At 68.0% G+C, this 15,687-nt stretch carries 15 protein-coding genes and 3 pseudogenes; 11 read left to right on the forward strand and 7 right to left on the reverse strand.

All coding sequences use genetic code 11. The features are described from left to right. From ASJ79_RS35080 to ASJ79_RS16200, 3 genes and pseudogenes are all read left to right on the forward strand, one after another. Window positions 1-261, forward strand: a pseudogene (locus ASJ79_RS35080) (mammalian cell entry protein); the annotation flags it as partial. Beyond that, window positions 261-1,460 (forward strand): MCE family protein, encoded by a 1,200-nt coding sequence (locus ASJ79_RS16195; RefSeq protein WP_067956987.1) that lies wholly within the window; start codon window positions 261-263, stop codon window positions 1,458-1,460. The pseudogene ASJ79_RS35080 and the gene ASJ79_RS16195, both read left to right, overlap by 1 nt. After that, window positions 1,460-2,998 carry an MCE family protein gene (locus ASJ79_RS16200; RefSeq protein ID WP_067956990.1) on the forward strand — a complete coding sequence of 513 codons (1,539 nt, stop codon included), beginning with the start codon at window positions 1,460-1,462 and terminating at the stop codon, window positions 2,996-2,998. Before ASJ79_RS16195 ends, ASJ79_RS16200 begins: the two co-directional genes overlap by 1 nt. A gap of 6 nt (window positions 2,999-3,004) precedes the next feature. Here ASJ79_RS16200 and ASJ79_RS16205 read toward each other — a convergent pair. Continuing rightward, a pseudogene (locus tag ASJ79_RS16205) lies at window positions 3,005-3,519 on the reverse strand (hypothetical protein). 138 nt (window positions 3,520-3,657) lie between these two features. Here ASJ79_RS16205 and ASJ79_RS16210 point away from each other — a divergent pair. The 4 genes from ASJ79_RS16210 (at window position 3,658) to ASJ79_RS16225 (ending at window position 5,677) form a co-directional block, all read left to right on the forward strand. Continuing rightward, complete coding sequence (locus tag ASJ79_RS16210) at window positions 3,658-4,038, forward strand: hypothetical protein (protein WP_231750873.1); 381 nt, start codon at window positions 3,658-3,660, stop codon at window positions 4,036-4,038. Continuing rightward, entirely contained in the window at window positions 4,028-4,438 is a 411-nt protein-coding gene (locus ASJ79_RS16215; protein ID WP_067956994.1) for a hypothetical protein, read from the forward strand. The genes ASJ79_RS16210 and ASJ79_RS16215 overlap by 11 nt, the downstream gene beginning before the upstream one ends. Window positions 4,439-4,559: 121 nt before the next feature. Continuing rightward, entirely contained in the window at window positions 4,560-5,156 is a 597-nt protein-coding gene (locus tag ASJ79_RS16220) for a hypothetical protein (RefSeq protein ID WP_067956998.1), read from the forward strand. Next, window positions 5,153-5,677 carry a hypothetical protein gene (locus tag ASJ79_RS16225; RefSeq protein ID WP_067957001.1) on the forward strand — a complete coding sequence of 175 codons (525 nt, stop codon included), beginning with the start codon at window positions 5,153-5,155 and terminating at the stop codon, window positions 5,675-5,677. The genes ASJ79_RS16220 and ASJ79_RS16225 overlap by 4 nt, the downstream gene beginning before the upstream one ends. A gap of 58 nt (window positions 5,678-5,735) precedes the next feature. Here ASJ79_RS16225 and ASJ79_RS33990 read toward each other — a convergent pair. The 4 genes and pseudogenes from ASJ79_RS33990 to ASJ79_RS16240 all read right to left on the reverse strand — a co-directional run. Next, window positions 5,736-5,891, reverse strand: a pseudogene (locus ASJ79_RS33990) (hypothetical protein); the annotation flags it as partial. A 92-nt stretch (window positions 5,892-5,983) separates the two neighbouring features. After that, window positions 5,984-6,595: a PaaI family thioesterase gene (locus tag ASJ79_RS16230; RefSeq protein ID WP_067957004.1), complete on the reverse strand. Its 612-nt coding sequence runs from the start codon at window positions 6,593-6,595 to the stop codon at window positions 5,984-5,986. Further along, the gene (locus ASJ79_RS16235; RefSeq protein ID WP_067957124.1) at window positions 6,592-8,151 is read right to left on the reverse strand and encodes an FAD-binding protein; all 1,560 of its coding nucleotides are present in this window, start codon (window positions 8,149-8,151) and stop codon (window positions 6,592-6,594) included. Before ASJ79_RS16235 ends, ASJ79_RS16230 begins: the two co-directional genes overlap by 4 nt. After that, window positions 8,144-8,668, reverse strand: coding sequence for a flavin reductase family protein (locus ASJ79_RS16240; protein WP_067957007.1), 525 nt, complete (start codon window positions 8,666-8,668; stop codon window positions 8,144-8,146). The genes ASJ79_RS16235 and ASJ79_RS16240 overlap by 8 nt, the downstream gene beginning before the upstream one ends. A gap of 195 nt (window positions 8,669-8,863) precedes the next feature. Between ASJ79_RS16240 and ASJ79_RS16245 the strand changes: the two genes are divergently transcribed. Continuing rightward, window positions 8,864-9,472, forward strand: a complete 609-nt coding sequence (locus ASJ79_RS16245; RefSeq protein ID WP_369803689.1) for a PadR family transcriptional regulator — start codon at window positions 8,864-8,866, stop codon at window positions 9,470-9,472. Between the two features lie 13 nt (window positions 9,473-9,485). On the opposite strand, the gene ASJ79_RS16250 is transcribed toward ASJ79_RS16245, so the two are convergent. Continuing rightward, window positions 9,486-11,162 (reverse strand): 3-ketosteroid-delta-1-dehydrogenase, encoded by a 1,677-nt coding sequence (locus ASJ79_RS16250; RefSeq protein WP_067957012.1) that lies wholly within the window; start codon window positions 11,160-11,162, stop codon window positions 9,486-9,488. A gap of 139 nt (window positions 11,163-11,301) precedes the next feature. Here ASJ79_RS16250 and ASJ79_RS16255 point away from each other — a divergent pair, with 139 nt between their 5' ends. Genes ASJ79_RS16255 through ASJ79_RS16265 form a run of 3 tightly spaced genes read left to right on the forward strand, consistent with a single transcriptional unit; the run spans window position 11,302 to window position 14,424 of the window. After that, window positions 11,302-12,459, forward strand: a complete 1,158-nt coding sequence (locus ASJ79_RS16255; RefSeq protein ID WP_067957015.1) for a Rieske 2Fe-2S domain-containing protein — start codon at window positions 11,302-11,304, stop codon at window positions 12,457-12,459. Then, a complete protein-coding gene (locus tag ASJ79_RS16260; RefSeq protein ID WP_067957018.1) occupies window positions 12,456-12,749 on the forward strand; it encodes a hypothetical protein in 294 nt (97 codons plus the stop codon). Before ASJ79_RS16255 ends, ASJ79_RS16260 begins: the two co-directional genes overlap by 4 nt. 46 nt (window positions 12,750-12,795) lie before the next feature. Further along, a complete protein-coding gene (locus ASJ79_RS16265; RefSeq protein ID WP_067957021.1) occupies window positions 12,796-14,424 on the forward strand; it encodes an FAD-binding protein in 1,629 nt (542 codons plus the stop codon). Window positions 14,425-14,523: 99 nt separating this feature from the next. On the opposite strand, the gene ASJ79_RS16270 is transcribed toward ASJ79_RS16265, so the two are convergent. Next, window positions 14,524-15,600, reverse strand: coding sequence for a hypothetical protein (locus ASJ79_RS16270; protein ID WP_067957024.1), 1,077 nt, complete (start codon window positions 15,598-15,600; stop codon window positions 14,524-14,526). Between the last annotated feature and the right edge of the window lie 87 nt (window positions 15,601-15,687).

Genomic DNA, 15,687 nt, shown 5'->3' on the forward strand with positions numbered 1-15,687 from the left:
CGACCGCGACCGACACGTCGTAGTGCCCCTTCTCCATCCCGAAATTCCCCGCCAGTCCACAGCACCCGGCGATCGAGGTCACCGTCGCACCCGCCCGGTGCGTACGCTCCCCACGGGTTGCCCGCCAACCCGCATCCGGCCCTGTACCCCGGAGCGCCGATTCCGCCCGGAGTGCCCGCGCCGCCGCCTGCGCGACCTGCCCCGACCACCATCGGTGAGATGCTGCTGCCGGCCGAGGCCGCGCCGGAGGGGACACCGTGATGACAGGTCGTTCCCGCACCACGGCCCGCCGGTGGGCCGCGACAGCGTGCTGTGTGACGTTGACGGCGACCGGTTGTTCCTTCGACGGGCTGAACTCACTTCCGCTGCCCGGGACGGTCGGCACCGGTTCGGACGCGCTCGTCTACCACCTCCAACTCGCCAATGTCGGTACGCTGGAGTCGAATTCACCGGTCATGCTGGACGATGTCGTCGTCGGCGCGGTGCGCAAGATGACGTTCACCGACTGGCACGCCGAGGTCGAGGTCTCGGTGAAGCCCGATGTGGTGGTGCCCGCCAACGCCGTCGCAACAGTCGGTCAGACCAGCCTTCTCGGCTCGATGCACGTGGCCCTGGACCCGCCGGTCGGTGAGGAGCCGGCCGGCCGGTTACAGCCGGGAGCGAACGTCCGGCTGGACAGAACCTCCACGTATCCGTCGACCGAGCAGACGTTGTCCTCGCTGTCGGTCGTCGTCAACGGAGGTGGCCTCACCCAGATCGGCGACATCATCGGCAACTTCAACGCCGCACTGGACGGCCGCCAGGAACAGATCCGGAGCCTGCTCACCCGCATCAACGACGTGATCGGCATCCTCGACAACCAGCGCGACAACATCAACGCCACGATCGGAGCGCTGCACCGGCTGACCGACACGTTCGCCGGGCAGCGCGACGTGCTCGCCGCCGCGCTGACGCGGATTCCGGAAGCTCTCGAGGTGCTCAACCGGCAACGGCCGCGCATCGTCATCGCAATGCAGAGACTCGGTGAGTTCAGCGAAACCGCAACACATCTGATCGACGAGTCACAGGACGACATCGTGCGCAACCTGCGAAACCTCGAGCCGGCGGTGCGTGCCCTCGCCGACGTGGGACCTGACCTGGCCACGGCACTGTCGTTCCTGCCCACCTATCCCTACACGCAGGAGTTCATCGACCGGGGTATCCGGGGTGACTACATGAATCAGTTCATCGTCTTCGACTTCACGATCCCGCGACTCAAGAGCGGCATCTTCCTGGGCACACGCTGGGGTGAACCGAATGCGTCGCTGGTGCCCGCACCGGGTGACCCGTGGTACTCGTCGTACACGCTCGACCCGCTCCAGGCTCCGGTGACACCCGTCCCGGCGGAGGTGGCGACCGTGCCACCGCTCATCGACCCGCCGGCCGCGGCGAGCGGGCAACCTGCCGAAGGCGGCAACTGATGCTGACCCGTTTCGTCCGGATACAGTTGATCGTCTTCACCATCGCCTCGGTGGTGGGGGTGGGGGCGAAGGTGTTCGGCTACCTACAGGCCCCGGTTCTACTGGGAATCGGGCGGATCGCGGTGACCCTGCAGCTGCCCACCACCGGCGGTCTGTACGAATTCTCGAATGTGACCTACCGGGGGATCGAGGTCGGCAAGGTCACCGGCATCCGGCCCACCCGCGACGGGGTGACGGTCACGATGTCGCTGAAGAGTTCGCCGAAGATCCCGGTTGATCTGAAGGCCAACGTGCGTAGCGTGTCCGCGGTCGGCGAGCAGTACGTCGATCTCGAGCCGCGCTCCGACAGCGGGCCCTATCTGGAGGACGGCTCCGTCATCACCGGCGACCGCTCCTCGATTCCGCGGGCCGTCGGACCGATGCTCGACCAGATGAGCGCGCTTGTCGACAGCATCCCGACCGGCACACTGAGTGGCCTGCTCGACGAATCGTTCAGGGCGCTCAACGGATCCGGCTACGAGTTGGGGTCGCTGTTCGACTCCTCGGCCCGGCTGGCCGCCGACGCCAACGCCACCGGTGAGCAGATGCGCACCCTGATCGACGACGGCCGCCCCCTTCTGGACGGTCAGGCCGAGAACACCGATGCGATCACCACCTGGGCGCGCAGTCTGGCCGGGATCAGCCGCCAGGTCGCCGACGACGACCAGGCGGTGCGCACGATTCTTCAGACCGGTCCGGCAACCGCCGACGAAGCCACCCGCCTGCTCGACGCGGTCAAGCCCACGTTGCCCGTGCTGCTGGCCAATCTGACCACCGTGGGCCAGGTCGGCGTCGCCTACCATCCGTCGCTGGAGCAGTTGCTGGTGTTGCTGCCCCCGTATCTGGCGGCGACACAGTCCTACGGCTCGTCGCTGAACAATCCGACAGGCATGGCCCTGTCGGAGTTCACCCTCAACCTGGGGGATCCGCCCGCCTGTACGGTGGGCTTCCTGCCGCCGTCGTCGTGGCGCTCACCGGCGGACCTGACCGACGTCGACACCCCGGACGGGCTGTACTGCAAGCTGCCGCAGGATTCACCGATCGGTGTACGCGGCACCAGGAACTTCCCGTGTATGGAGCAGCCGGGCAAGCGCGCACCCACGGTCGAGATCTGCGAGAGTGACCGGCCTTTCGAACCGTTGGCGATGCGCCAGCACGTGCTCGGGCCCTACCCGATCGACCCGGCGCTGATCGCTCAGGGCGTGCCGCCGGACGACCGCATCACCCGCGACGGCCAGATCTTCGGGCCACTCCAGGGCACCCCGATGCCCGCCCCGGAAGCGCCGGTACCGCCGGCACCCGTGCCTGCGCCGGCTGCCAACGGCGCGATTCCGGTCGCGCCGAGCGGTTTCGACACGCCGGACGGTGGCCCGTCGGTGGCGGTCGCCACCTACAACCCGGAGACGGGGCAGGTCGCAACCCCGGACGGGAACGTGTTCAGGCAGTCGAATCTTGCTGCGGGAACCCCGGACAGCTGGGAGGACCTGTTCCCCAGGTGAGGCCGGTCAGCCGACCTTGACCAGTTTGAACGGCATGTTGATGTACACCGGCCGGTTCACGCCACACGCTCCGCTGACACCGGTGGTGATGTCCTCGCCGACGAGCGTCGTCGATGACGGGTCGGCCATCGCGCCTTCGGCGTTCATGGCCTTGAACCGGAACACCTGAAGCCCGGGCGCCGAAGTGCCGTCAGGACAAGGGATCCAGTTCTCGACGGTGTGCTTGACGTACCAGACGCCGCTCTTCTGGTAGATCGGTGCGCTCCACCCCCACTCGCTGTCCACGGTGCCGGTGCACTCACCGGGGTAGCTGCACTGTGTGCGGACCGTCCAGGTGCTGCGCAGACTCGCCTGGTCGTAGAAGACCTCGTTCTTGCGGCCCACTCCCCGTTGGAGGTGGCGAGGTATGAGCCGTTGAGCCCCCAGTCCGGGTTGTCGGCCGTTGCCGGGGACGTACTCCCCGCAACGCCGCAGACGGCCATCGTCGCGACAGTGGTCAGCACCACGGGGACACGGATCATGGCTGCTCCTCACGCCGCCGACCGGCACGCCTCGGCGGCGCACGAGGCTAACACCGGGACACGCGGGTTCACGGGTGAATGTCCGCTGAGCGGACTCGCCGAAACCGTTCCGGTGCCGCTCCTGTCATGCTGTGCGCCGTGCGCAGGGCAATCGGTGTGATCGCGGCATCACTGACCGCTGGACTGCTGACGGCCGCACCCGGTGCGGCCCAGCCGGTGCCCTGCGACGACCCGTTCTGTACGCCCGGGATCAGGCCTGCGGTCGTCCTCGGGGCGCCATGCTCGGACACATCCCATTACGTGTTCGGTACCACCTCGTGGGGCCGGCTGGTGTTCTGCGGTTCACCGCGGCGGTTCGAGCCGCGCTACTTCCGTTCCCCGTCGATGGCGGGCGTCAAGGAGTTCGACTCCGGCTGTGCGGGTTACGAGAACTGGGTCGCGCAGAGCCCCGACGGGCTGTTCCTGACCTGCCAGTCGAACAACGGTGCGCCCAGATGGATCCGCGGCGATGACGGGTAGGGCGCTGCAGGCGGGATTGGCGGTCCTCGTCGCGGCAACCGTGTCGGCGCCGTTCGCGACGGCCGACCAACCTGTGCTGCGGCAGGTCACCTACACGGTGACCGCGGACCACCCCGTCACCGCCGACGTCTACTACCGGGACACCGATCCGCCGACGTGGGCCGACTACAGCCACAACCCGTACCGGTACAGCCCGAAGGCACGCGCCGAGATCGGCCCGCACCAGCCCTGGGTGCTCAGCGTGGCACTGGCCGATCCGGACCGCTGGGCGATGGTGTCGGCGACCAGTGGACTGCTTCCCGGGGAACCGCTGTTCAGGTGCGAACTGGCGGTGGACGGAGTCGTGGTGGCCACCGGCGAAGGGGCACGAGGTGCGCTCTGCTCGCTACGGCACTGGTGACCGCCGTGCGGCGCGGTGAGGCAGCCCACTGGGTGGGAAGGCGGCCTCGGTGGACTTGCGCCGCGTCCTACGGTGCCGTCGAGGGTCGCCGCCGGCAGCCGGGGACGGAGGGAAGGTGCGGATGTCGAAACGCGAGGCGCCGATGCGGGCCGACCGAGTCGCGGAGCTCGACGACCTCGGCGAACTGACCGCGCAACAGGCGGCGCTGTCGGCCGGGACCGGTGATCGGCCCAGGCCGCGGTGGAAGTGGGTGGCCGGCGTCGTGGCGGTGCTGTGTGCGGTCGCGATGGCGGCGGCCAGCGGTCACATCCTCTGGGAGCACCGTAATGGGGTCCGCGACCAGCAGAACCGAGCCGAGTTCGCCGCAGCCGCCAAACAGGTCGTGGTCACGTTGATGTCCATCGATTTTCGCGACCCGCAGGCCGGCGCGCAGCGCATCGCCGACAACTCGGTCGACCCGTTCCGGACCGAATTCCAGAGCAGCGTCGATGATTTCGTCAGGTTGTCCGCCGATGCGGAGGTCACCACGAAGGCGACCGCGAACGCGGCTGCGGTGCAGTCGGCCACCGCTGATTCGGCGGTGGTCCTGGTGGCCGCCACCTCCACGGTGACCGGTGCCGACGGTGTCGCCGAGGCGCCGCGGAGCTGGCGGCTGGCAGTCGACCTGCAGCGGGACGGAGATCGGATCAAGATGTCGAAAGTGCAGTTTCTGCAATGACGTTCCGGGGCATTTCCCGCAGCACCGTTGCGGCGCTGGGGTCGCGATGGCGCTCCATGGTCGTCGCGGTGCTGGTGATCGCGTCGGCGGCGGTGTTGCTGACGCTCTACGTGACGCAGTACCGCGTCGACCGCCAGACCGGTCCCGCCGCGGAGGAGTCGGCGGTGGAGGCGGCCTCGAGCGCCAGCGCTGCTCTGCTGTCGTACGCCCCGGAGACCATCGACGCGGACCTGAGCACCGCGCATTCGCTGATGACCGGAGAGTTCGCCACCTACTACGGCAAGTTCACCGCCGACGTGGTCGCGCCTGCCGCGCGCGAGCGCGGGGTCAAAGCCCGTGCACACGTGGTTGATTCGGCTCTGATGGAGCTCCAGCCCGACCAGGCCAAGGTGCTCGTCTTCCTCAATCAGGAGACCGTCAGCCGCGAACGACCGGAGCCCTCGCTGACCGCCAGCAGCGTGGTCGTGACCATGACCAAGGTCGACGGCCGTTGGCTCGTCTCGTCCTTCGAACCCGTGTAAGTCAGCAGCCCCCTCTGAGCGCGAGTGTGCGTGTCTGTGGGCGCCACGCCGTGGTTTTTTAGGATTTCACGCACGCTCGCGGTGGTGTTGGGGTGTGTCGGCGGGCGATGGTGACCGTGGCGTTGTCGACTTGGCGGCGGCTGGTGGCTTGGCCTTTGAGTTGCCCGGTGAGTTCGCAGACTTGGGCGATGGCTTGGGCGGGAATGGCTTCGCCAGGCCTTCGGCGGCCAGTTCGACGGCGGCCACGGCGAACGGTTCGAGCGGATCCGGGGACGGCAATCGCAGGCTGCGAAGACATGTCAACGGTCATGACTTCACTTTCGGTCGGATGAAGACACCCTCGGCCTCGACGGTCACCACCCCGTGGCTGTCCGTGATCCGGCCCACGGCAAAGGTTTTCGAGCCGGCATCGCGGTCAACCCACGCCTCGGCCCGCAGCGCGCCCAGCCGGGTGGGCGCCAGATACCGAACGGTCAGGGTGCCGGTGACGGCGGGCTCTCCCGGCCGGTGCGCGGTGGCGCCGAGGACATGGTCGAGCACGAGGGCGCACACCCCGCCGTGGACATGGCCTGGAGGACCCTCGTAAGCCGCACCCAAGTTGAGATCGGTTGTGGCCCTGCCATCCTGGTCGCTGCGGACGTCCAGCGGGGGAGCGATCGCATTGCGCATCCCGATCGCGACATTGCCCCACGTGAGGATCCGGCCGTCGGTGGTGCAGCGCACTCCGAACGGTTCGGTGTCGAGTCGGCTGCCGAGCAGGTCGGCGGCCTCCTCGATCAACCGGTGCGCGCGCGTCACCTCGGCTTCATCGGCCCGGCTGCGGATCGTCACGTCGACGAGCCGGCGCAGCGACTGCGTGAGCGGACGGTAGAGCTCCTCTGTCCGGTGCGCCTCGTCGGGGTCCAGGGGTGTGTTCACCGGGTGTGGCCCCCGCCGGCCATGTCCAGCGCCGCCAGGTGGCTGAACAGCAGCGACGCGCCGATCGGATTGCCGCCGCCGGGGTAGGTCGTGCCCGACACGGCGGCCATGGTGTTTCCGGCGGCATACAGCCCCGGAATCGGGGTGCCGTCGGCGGTCAGGGCGCGAGCGTGCGTGTCGGTGCGCAGTCCGCCCTTGGTGCCGAGGTCGGACAGACCGAACGCGGCCGCGTGAAACGGCGGGGTGTCGATCGGGACCAACGGCGACTCGCCCGCCGTGAACACCCGGTCGTAGGCTTCGGCGCCGCGGCCGAAGTCCTCGTCGACTCCGGCCGCGGCAAACGTGTTGAACCGCTCGACGGTGGCTTCGAGTTCGCCGGCCGGAACCCCGAGAATCTCGGCGAGCCCGGCGACGGTGTCGGCGGTGTGCCACAGCCCGGCGGCGCGGTACTGGGCCTCGTCCACCATCGACACGTTGGTCGCGCCGACGGGTGGCACGGATCCCGCGCGGTTGTCGTACACCATCCAGAACGGCAGACGTGTTGTGCCCTGGTCCATCTGCCGGATCACCTCGCGGCCGAGCCGGTCGTAGGGAGCCGACTCGTTGACGAACCGACGTCCGTCCTGGTTGACGAAGATGCCGCCGGTGAACCACAGCGCGAACGCCGACCGTCCGTCGGGATGAGTCATCCCCGGCGACCACCACGCCTGGTCCATCAGGTCGAGGTCGGCGCCGACCGCGACGGCGGCGCGGTGGGCACGGCCCGTGCTGCCCGGCCCGCCCATCGTGTCGTTCGCGCTTCCGGGCACGCCGTACCGCGCACGCATCGCGGAGTTCTGCTCGAAACCGCCACTGGCCAGCAGCACCCCCCGCCGGGCCCGCACCCGGACGGTGCCGCCGTCGCTCTCGATCACCGCCCCGACGACGCGCCCACCGTCGGTGATCAACCCGTCGAGCGGGGAGTTGCGCCGGCAGGTGACCTTGGGCAGCTGCGCCATCGCGGCGAGGAACCTGCCGACCAGGGCGCGTCCGCCGACGAGCAGATCGGGTGCAGGGGTGCCGAGGCGCTCGGTGTCGAGCGGTCCGCGCACCAGGCCGGCGTACTCGCCGAGAGCGCTGTCGGGCACGGGCACCGGGACCGTGTGCCGGTAGCCGTCGTCGCGTGCCCCCGGCGCGGAACCGTAGTAGTCCGGCCAGGGCAGGACGGTGAACTCGAACGCGGGATCCCGCTCCAGGTATTCGATCAACCCGGCCCCGCCACGGACATACGCGTCCTGCAGCGCGCGGGAGGTCCTGTCGCCGACCACCGCGTGGAAGTAGGTCAGCGCGTCGTCGATCGTGTCGTCGGTGCCGGCCCGCAACAACACCGGGTTGCACGGGAACCACATGCCGCCACCGCCCGAGTAGGCCGTGGTGCCGCCGAACATGTCGGTGGCCTCGACCAGCAACACCGACAGACCCTCCCGTGCCGCGGTGTACGCCCCCGCGACACCGCCGCCCGAACCGGCGACGACGACATCGAACTCGGCGTCGAAGCCGGCGGCGGACTCAGTCATGGTCACCGCCGAGCGCACCGAATCCGCCGCGGAAGAACAGCAGCGGGTTGCGTTCCCGGTGAGCCCACAGACGGGTCACCCGCGCCACCACGATCGTGTGGTCACCGGCGACGTGCTCCATCTCGACATCGGCCTCGATGCAGGCCAGGGTTCCGTCGAGGACAGGCGCGCCGTTGCCGCCGGGCCGCCAGCTGACCCCGTCGAACTTGTCATCGCTGCGCGACGCGAAGCGGGTGCAGACCTCCTGCTGTCCTTCGGCGAGGATGTTCACGCAGAGCGCCCCGGCCTGCCGGATCAGCGGCCAACTCGTCGAGGAGGCGGACGGGCAGAACGAGATGTACGGGGGTTCCAGGGAGACCGAGGTGACCGACTGGCAGGTGAAGCCGATTGCGCGGTCCCCGTCGTGCGCGGTGACGACGGCGACGCCGGTGCAGAAGTTCCCCAGGACACGGCGCATCTCGGACGCGTGCGGCGGTGTCAGACGCCCACCCGGGGACGCGGTCAACTCGGCGGTCATACCCCTCCTTGTGTAGGTCGACCCACTGCCGGACACTGTCGCCCGCCGCGACCGGCGGCGCAACGTGCCCTCCCGGTCAGCGGTAGTGGCACGACGACGGTTCATCCTCGTTGCTAGCCTTGGCCGGTGACGGAAGACGCCGAGAACGCGCCTGGTGGGGTGAACGTGTCGCCCACCGGGTGGGCCTTGCTCGGGATGCTCTCCGGCGGTGCGGAGCTGTCGGGCTACGACATCAAGAAGTGGATCAACTGGGCGATCCGGTTCTTCTACTCCAGTCCGGCCTACAGCCAGATCTATTCAGAGCTCAAGCGGTTGGAGCGGCTGGGCCTGGTGAGTTCCCGGGTCGACGCCGGCATCCGCAGCCGACGCATGTACAAGATCACCGAGAGCGGACTGGCCGCGGTCACCCGATGGGCCAATGAAGAACCCGTCGAACCGCCCACCCTGAAGCACAACCCGCTGCTGCGGGTGATGCTCGGACATCTGCACAACCCTGGACGTCTCCGCGAGATTCTGGCCGAGCACGCCGCATACGCCGAACAGTTGCAGCAGGCAGCGGCTACCGAGGTGCGTTGGACCGGTGAGCAACCCGCATGGTCGTATGCCCGGCTCGCGTTGCGCTGGTCGGAGCAGTACTACGCCGCCGAACGTGACCTGGCGCTGCAGATGATCAAGGAACTCGATGCTGTCGAGGAGACCTTCGGCGAGAGTGGGCCGGAGGGCGTGCAGTTCCCGGTGCGCGAATACTGGTACGAGGTCGAGCGGCGCATCGCCGCCGAAGACTCGTCAGACACCCCGGACTGATCCGCCGGCAGGTTCAGACGAGCCGGCCGGCGGCGTGGCGGGCGGCGATATAGCCGAAGACGAAACCCTGCCCGATGGTCGCGCCCGCTCCCGGATAGGTCTTGCCGAACGCATTGGCTGCGGTGTTGCCGATCGCGTACAGCCCGTCGATCGACGAACCGTCCTCGCGAAGAACCCGGGCGCGGGCATCGGCACGCAGCCCCCCGCAGGTGCCCAGGTCACTGAGCACCACCTTCACCGCGTAGTACGGTCCTGAATCCAGCGGGCGCAGATTGGGATTGGGGTCGACCGTGGGGTCGCCGTAGTAGCGGTCGTAGGCGCTGGCACCCCGCTGGAAGTCGTCGTCCACGCCCGCGCGCGCCAGGTCGTTGAACCGCTGCATCGTGGCGGCGAAGGCCGCCGGTGTGACGCCGATGCGCTCGGCGAGACCGGAGAGGTCGTCGCTGCGGTGGGCGATCCCGGCGTCGTACCACGGCTGGGGAATCGGCATGCGCGGGAACAGCTCTGCGGCCATCAGATAGCTGTTGCGGTACCGCTGGTCGAACACCATCCACATGGTTTCCACCGGGTCGCCGGCCTGTTCGCGTCTGAGCATCTCCTGCCCGAAAGTCATGTAGTCGGTGGCCTCGTTGATGAAGCGCCGGCCGTGCTGGTCGACCAGGAGGCAGCCCGGGAGGGAGCGTTCGGCGAGCATGACCGTAGGGTCGCCGTCGGGCAGCGGGGCGAATGCGGGGAACCACCACGCCTGATCCATCAGCGCGGTGTCGGCGCCGAGATCCTGGGCGAGCCGGATCGCGTCGCCGGTATTGCCTTCGGCGCCGAGGCTGAGGTGCTGACCGAGTTGCTCGGACTGGAACTTGTGCCGCCAACTCATCAGATGGTCGAAGCCGCCGGCGGCCAGGACGACACCGCGCCGCGCCGTGACCTGCACCTCGGTGCCGTTGCGGTCCACGAGCGCGCCGGTGACCCGGCCGTCGTCGACCAGCAGCGACGAGATCGGCGAGTCGGTCCACACCGGAATCCGTGCGTTCAGCACGCCGGAGAACAGGCCGGCCGCCAGGCCCTGGCCTCCGGCGGCGTAGCGGCGGCGCAGCGCCAAGCCCCCGATGCCCTGGAACACGCGGAGCAGGATGCGGGGCCAGGACTTCCGCGGCATCCGGGCCATCAGGTTCAACCAGCGGTAGTCCGCGCCGGTGACCGGCATGGGGAAGCCGGACTCCATCACCCCGGGCCGGAGCCGGGCCAGGTCGGCGCCGAGCACCGCGGTGTCGAACGGACGGCACTCGCAGGTGCGTCCGACGGCGCTGCCGCCGGGTTTCTCGGGGTGATAGTCCGAATAACCCTTCGCCCACTGGAACTTCATCGGCGTGGTGCGGCGCAACATCTCGATGGTCGCGGGACCGTGCTCCACAAAGGCGTGCGCCCGGTCGAGCGGGGCGTCCCCGTCGACCAGCGCGTCGATGTAGGTGCGACCGTAAGCGACGGTATCCCCGGAACCCGCATCGGCGAGGATGGGGTTGCCCGGCATCCAGAACGCGCCACCGGAGCGGGCCAGCGAACCACCCACGTATGACGTCTTCTCCACGATCAACGTCGACAGACCCACCTCGTGGGCCGCCAGCGCGGCGGCCATGCCGGTGCCGGATCCGACGACGAGCACATCGACCGTGATGTTCTGCGGAGATGTCACCGGGCGATTCTCGGGGGTGCCGGCCGGCGTGGCGCCGGTGGTGCCCGGTCAGTGGAACATCACGCAGCTCACCCCGGAATGCCGGTGCTACAACGGAGTTTCGCTAGCAGTCAAGCAACCACAGTGAGGATGGCCGGCGATGACTTCGTTGCAGCCCGACAGCGCCACAGACGTCCGGCAGATCGAGGCGCAGGCCGCGCCGACCAGGTACGCGCGCGGTTGGCACTGCCTGGGACTCACACGCGATCTCGGCGACGGAAAGCCGCATTCGGTCAACGCGTTCGGCACCAAGCTGGTGGTGTTCCGCAGCCAGGACGGCGAGATCAACGTGCTCGACGCGTACTGCAGGCACATGGGCGGAGACCTGTCCGACGGCGAGGTCAAGGGCAACGAGATCGCGTGTCCGTTCCACGACTGGCGGTGGGGCGGCGACGGCCGCTGCAAGCAGATCCCGTACAGCCGCCGCGTCCCCAAGCTCGCCCGTACCGCCGCATGGCCGACCATGGAGCAGGACGGCATGCTCTTCGTGTGGAACGACCCCGAGAAGAAGGCCCCGCCGGCCGACGTGACGATTCCGCACGTCGAAGGCGTCGGCACCGACGGGTGGACCGACTGGCACTGGTACAGCACGGTGGTGCACACCAACTGCCGCGAGATCATCGACAACGTCGTGGACATGGCGCACTTCTTCTACATCCACGGCGGGTTGCCCACCGGGTTCAAGAACGTCTTCGAGGGCCACGTCGCCACGCAGTACTACCGCAGCGACGCACGACCGGACCTGGGCAGCGGTGAGGGCGCCAGAATCCTCGGCACCACGTCCGTCGCGTCCTACTATGGGCCGTCCTTCATGATCGACGACCTGACCTACCACTACGAGCACGGCGACCAGCGCACCGTGCTGTTGAACTGCCACTACCCGATCGACGCGAACTCCTTTGTGTTGCAATACGGCATCACGGTGGAGAAGTCGGATGCGCTGCCCGGCGACGCGGCGATGCAGATGGCGGTCGCGCTGGGGGACTTCGTCAAGATGGGTTTCGAGCAGGACGTCGCGATCTGGCGGCGCAAGGCGCGCATCGACAACCCGCTGCTGTGTGAGGAGGACGGTCCCGTTTACCAGTTGCGCCGGTGGTACGAGCAGTTCTACGTCGACGTCGCCGACGTCACCCCGGACATGGTGGACCGCTTCGAGTTCGAGATCGACACCACCCGGCCCCGCGAAGCCTGGATGAAGGAGGTGGAGGCGAATCTCGCGGCGGGCCGGCTACCGAAGTTGGTGGGTCTGACCAAATGAGCGTCCGCCCCGACAACCGGCTCGCCGATGCACCGATGCAGCCGGTCGAGTGCGAGGCGTGCGGGGCGCAGGTGCTGGTACGCAAGAGCAGCTGGGAGCAGACCAGCGTGCAGTGGGACGCCGATTCCCTTGCGCGATGCGGGCGGCACCGCGAAGCGCGGGGCCGTACCGGTCGGCATGTGGAAGCGCAACACCAAGCCATCTCGCTCTGCCCCCAGCTGCGCGAGTCCATCGAGGTCGCGGTGCGCGGGGGAACGGTACCGGTGCTCGATGAAGCCGAATCACTCTGAAACTCCATACGTCCGAGGACGAGGTCTTCAAACCAGGAGAGCGTCGATGCCTACAGATCGAGATTGCGACGTCATCGTCGTCGGATTCGGGGCCGCCGGTGCCGCCGCGGCGATCGAAGCCGCCGACCACGGTGCGCGCGTGCTGGTGCTGGACCGCGGCTACGGCGGCGGCGCCACGGCCTACTCGGGCGGGATCGTCTACGCCGGAGCCGGCACCGACGAACAGCAGGCGGGTGGATATTCCGACAGCGTCACCGACATGCGCGCCTACCTCGCGCATGAGGTGACCGACGCCGTCAAACCCGAGACGCTGACCCGGTTCTGCGAGCAGAGCCCCGCGATGATCGAGTGGCTCAAGGCACAGGGCGTCCAGTTCCGGGGCGGCGCGGTGCCGTCGTACAAGACCTCGTACCCCACCGACAAGCACTACCTCTACTACTCGGGCAACGAGAAGGCATTTCCGTACGCTGACCACGCGCACCCCGCCCCACGCGGTCACCGCGTGCTCGCACCCGGCATGAGTTCAGGCCGAGTGCTTTTCGAGCGCCTGCGGGATTCCGCGAAGGCCAAAGGCGTCGAATTCCTGCCGCTCGCACATGTGCACTCCCTGATCCAGGGCGAGGACGGACGGGTCACCGGTGTCCGGTACGCGGTGCTGAATCCCGAGCACCGCAATGCACGCCGGCATCGACTGATCGCGCAGGCCACGGGGAAACTCGGGACATGGATGCCGAGCGTGGTCGCCGGTGCCGTGAAGCTCGGCGAACGGTTACGCGACGAGGCCAGTTCCGAGACCGAAGCCCGTGCCGGGGCGGTCATTCTGGCCGCAGGCGGATTCATCAACAACCGCGCCTGGGTCGAGATGTACGCGCCGGAGTTCCTGAAGATCTCGCCGCTGGGGACCGTCGGGGACGACGGGACAGGGATCCGGCTCGGGCTGAACGCCGGTGGCGTGGCCGACAAGATGGGCAACGTCACCGCTTGGCGGTTCCTGTCACCACCCAGTGCATTCCTCGAAGGCCTCACCGTCGGCGCGGATGGACGGCGAATCGCCAACGAGGATCTCTACGGAGCCACCCACGGCAATGTCCTCATGCGTGACTTCGGTGGCACCGGGTGGGCGATCTATGACGCCGCCACGTGGCGGAAGATCAGGACGCAGGTCAAGGAACAGACCCAGGTCTTTCAACGCCTTCAGCTGTGGTATCTGCTGACCATCGGCCACAAGAAAGCGGCCACGATCGAGGGCCTCGCCGCCGAAAACGGTATCGACGCCACCGGCCTCCGAAAGACAGTCGACCGATACAACAACGGAATCAGCAGCGGGACAGGCGATCCCGCCCACAAGGATCCATCGCTGTGTCCGCCGCTGGAGCGCGGACCGTTCTACTCGATCGACATCTCCGCCGATTCCTCGTTGTTCTACCCGATCCCCGGATTGACCCTGGGTGGGCTTGTCGTCGACGAGGACACCGGTGCGGTGGTCCATCGAGACGGTGGGGTGGTGCCCGGTCTGTACGCCGCCGGCCGCAATGCCGTCGGAGTGTGTTCGAACAGCTACGTCAGCGGCCTGTCGATCTCCGACTGCGTGTTCAGTGGACGGCGTGCCGGCGCCGATGCCGCTGCGAGAGCACGCCGGTCGTCTCGCGGATCCGACACCTCGAACATCGGCTAGGTCGGTCGCCGCGTCCGACCCGGTACCTCCACCGGCCGGCCCGACGACTGTGGCCCCGGATCCTCTCGGTTCCGGGGCCACAGTCGTCGGATGTGCGGTTCAGGCGAGCTGGAACGCGCTCAGCGGCGCCTCTTCCGGATAGATCGCCGGGCCGCCGAGGTCGTAAGCGGCGTTCAGCGCACCGATGAAGGCCGGATCGTGCAGCGGTTCACTCGGGATGTCGAGCTTGATGCCCTTCTTGGCCAGGTCGTCGACCATCATGTCGATCGCCCTGTCGATCGTCAGGTCGTCGGTGTGGTCCATGTTCTTCTTCAGCTCGTCGTAGTCGGAGAACACCTCGGCCGACCAGTGCACCAGGAAGCGAAGTTCGTCGGTGTGATGGCGGGCGATCACGTCCGCACCGTTGCGCAGCACCCAGTGGTCGCGCGACTCCGGGTCGCCGGCGAAGACGGTGTCGAACGCCAGCCCGGCCGGAACCTGTTGCTCCAGAGGCCCGTTGGCCTCGCCGCGGTGCACCATCATCTCGTTCTGCACCACGACGCCGCGGTTGTAGACCGGGGGCAGCACCCGCTTGGGCGCCTTCAGCGGGCCGTCGGGCCAGTAGGTGAAACCGCTGCCCTCATCGTGTGAGAACCAGGTGATCACCTGAGCCATCTTGATCAGATAATCCGTGAACAGGCCGGACTTGCCCATCACGCTGACCAGCCACGTCGGTGCGTTCTCGTAGCGCACGCCCCGGAAGCTCGGCGAATCGAGGTGACCCGGGTCGCGGTTGCAGCACGGGCCGTTGATGTTGAACAGCATCATCTGCGGCTTGGCGTACTCGGCGCCCCAATAGGACTTGGCCATGTCGAGAAACTCTGCGTTGTAGAAGCAGTCGTGAATCTCGGGGTACAGGACGGTGCCGTAGTTCGCGAGGTGACCGCGGAAGGTGGGGGTCAGGAACAGGTCGAGCGTCGGGGTGAAACCCTCGGGGAACTGTCCGCTCATGGTCGCCATCAGTTCTTCGGGCGAGGAGAAGTGCTGGGCGATGATCAGACGCCACGGCGCGTCTTGGCGCACGACGTCGAGCAGTCGCTGTCGCTGATCGTCGGTGTAGACGTTGTCGACCTCGCGCGGCGGTGCCACGGGGCGCAGGACGTCGGACAGTTCCATGCGCCGTTCGTCGGTGAGCATCGGTACTCCTTCTCTTGAGATCCGGCGGTGTGAGCGCCGTTGCTGCGTTCGATTGTGGGTTCACACCAGACGGTGCGGACCCGTCAT

Origin of the sequence: Mycobacterium sp. NAZ190054 (assembly GCF_001545925.1) — a bacterium.
GTDB lineage: Bacteria > Actinomycetota > Actinomycetes > Mycobacteriales > Mycobacteriaceae > Mycobacterium.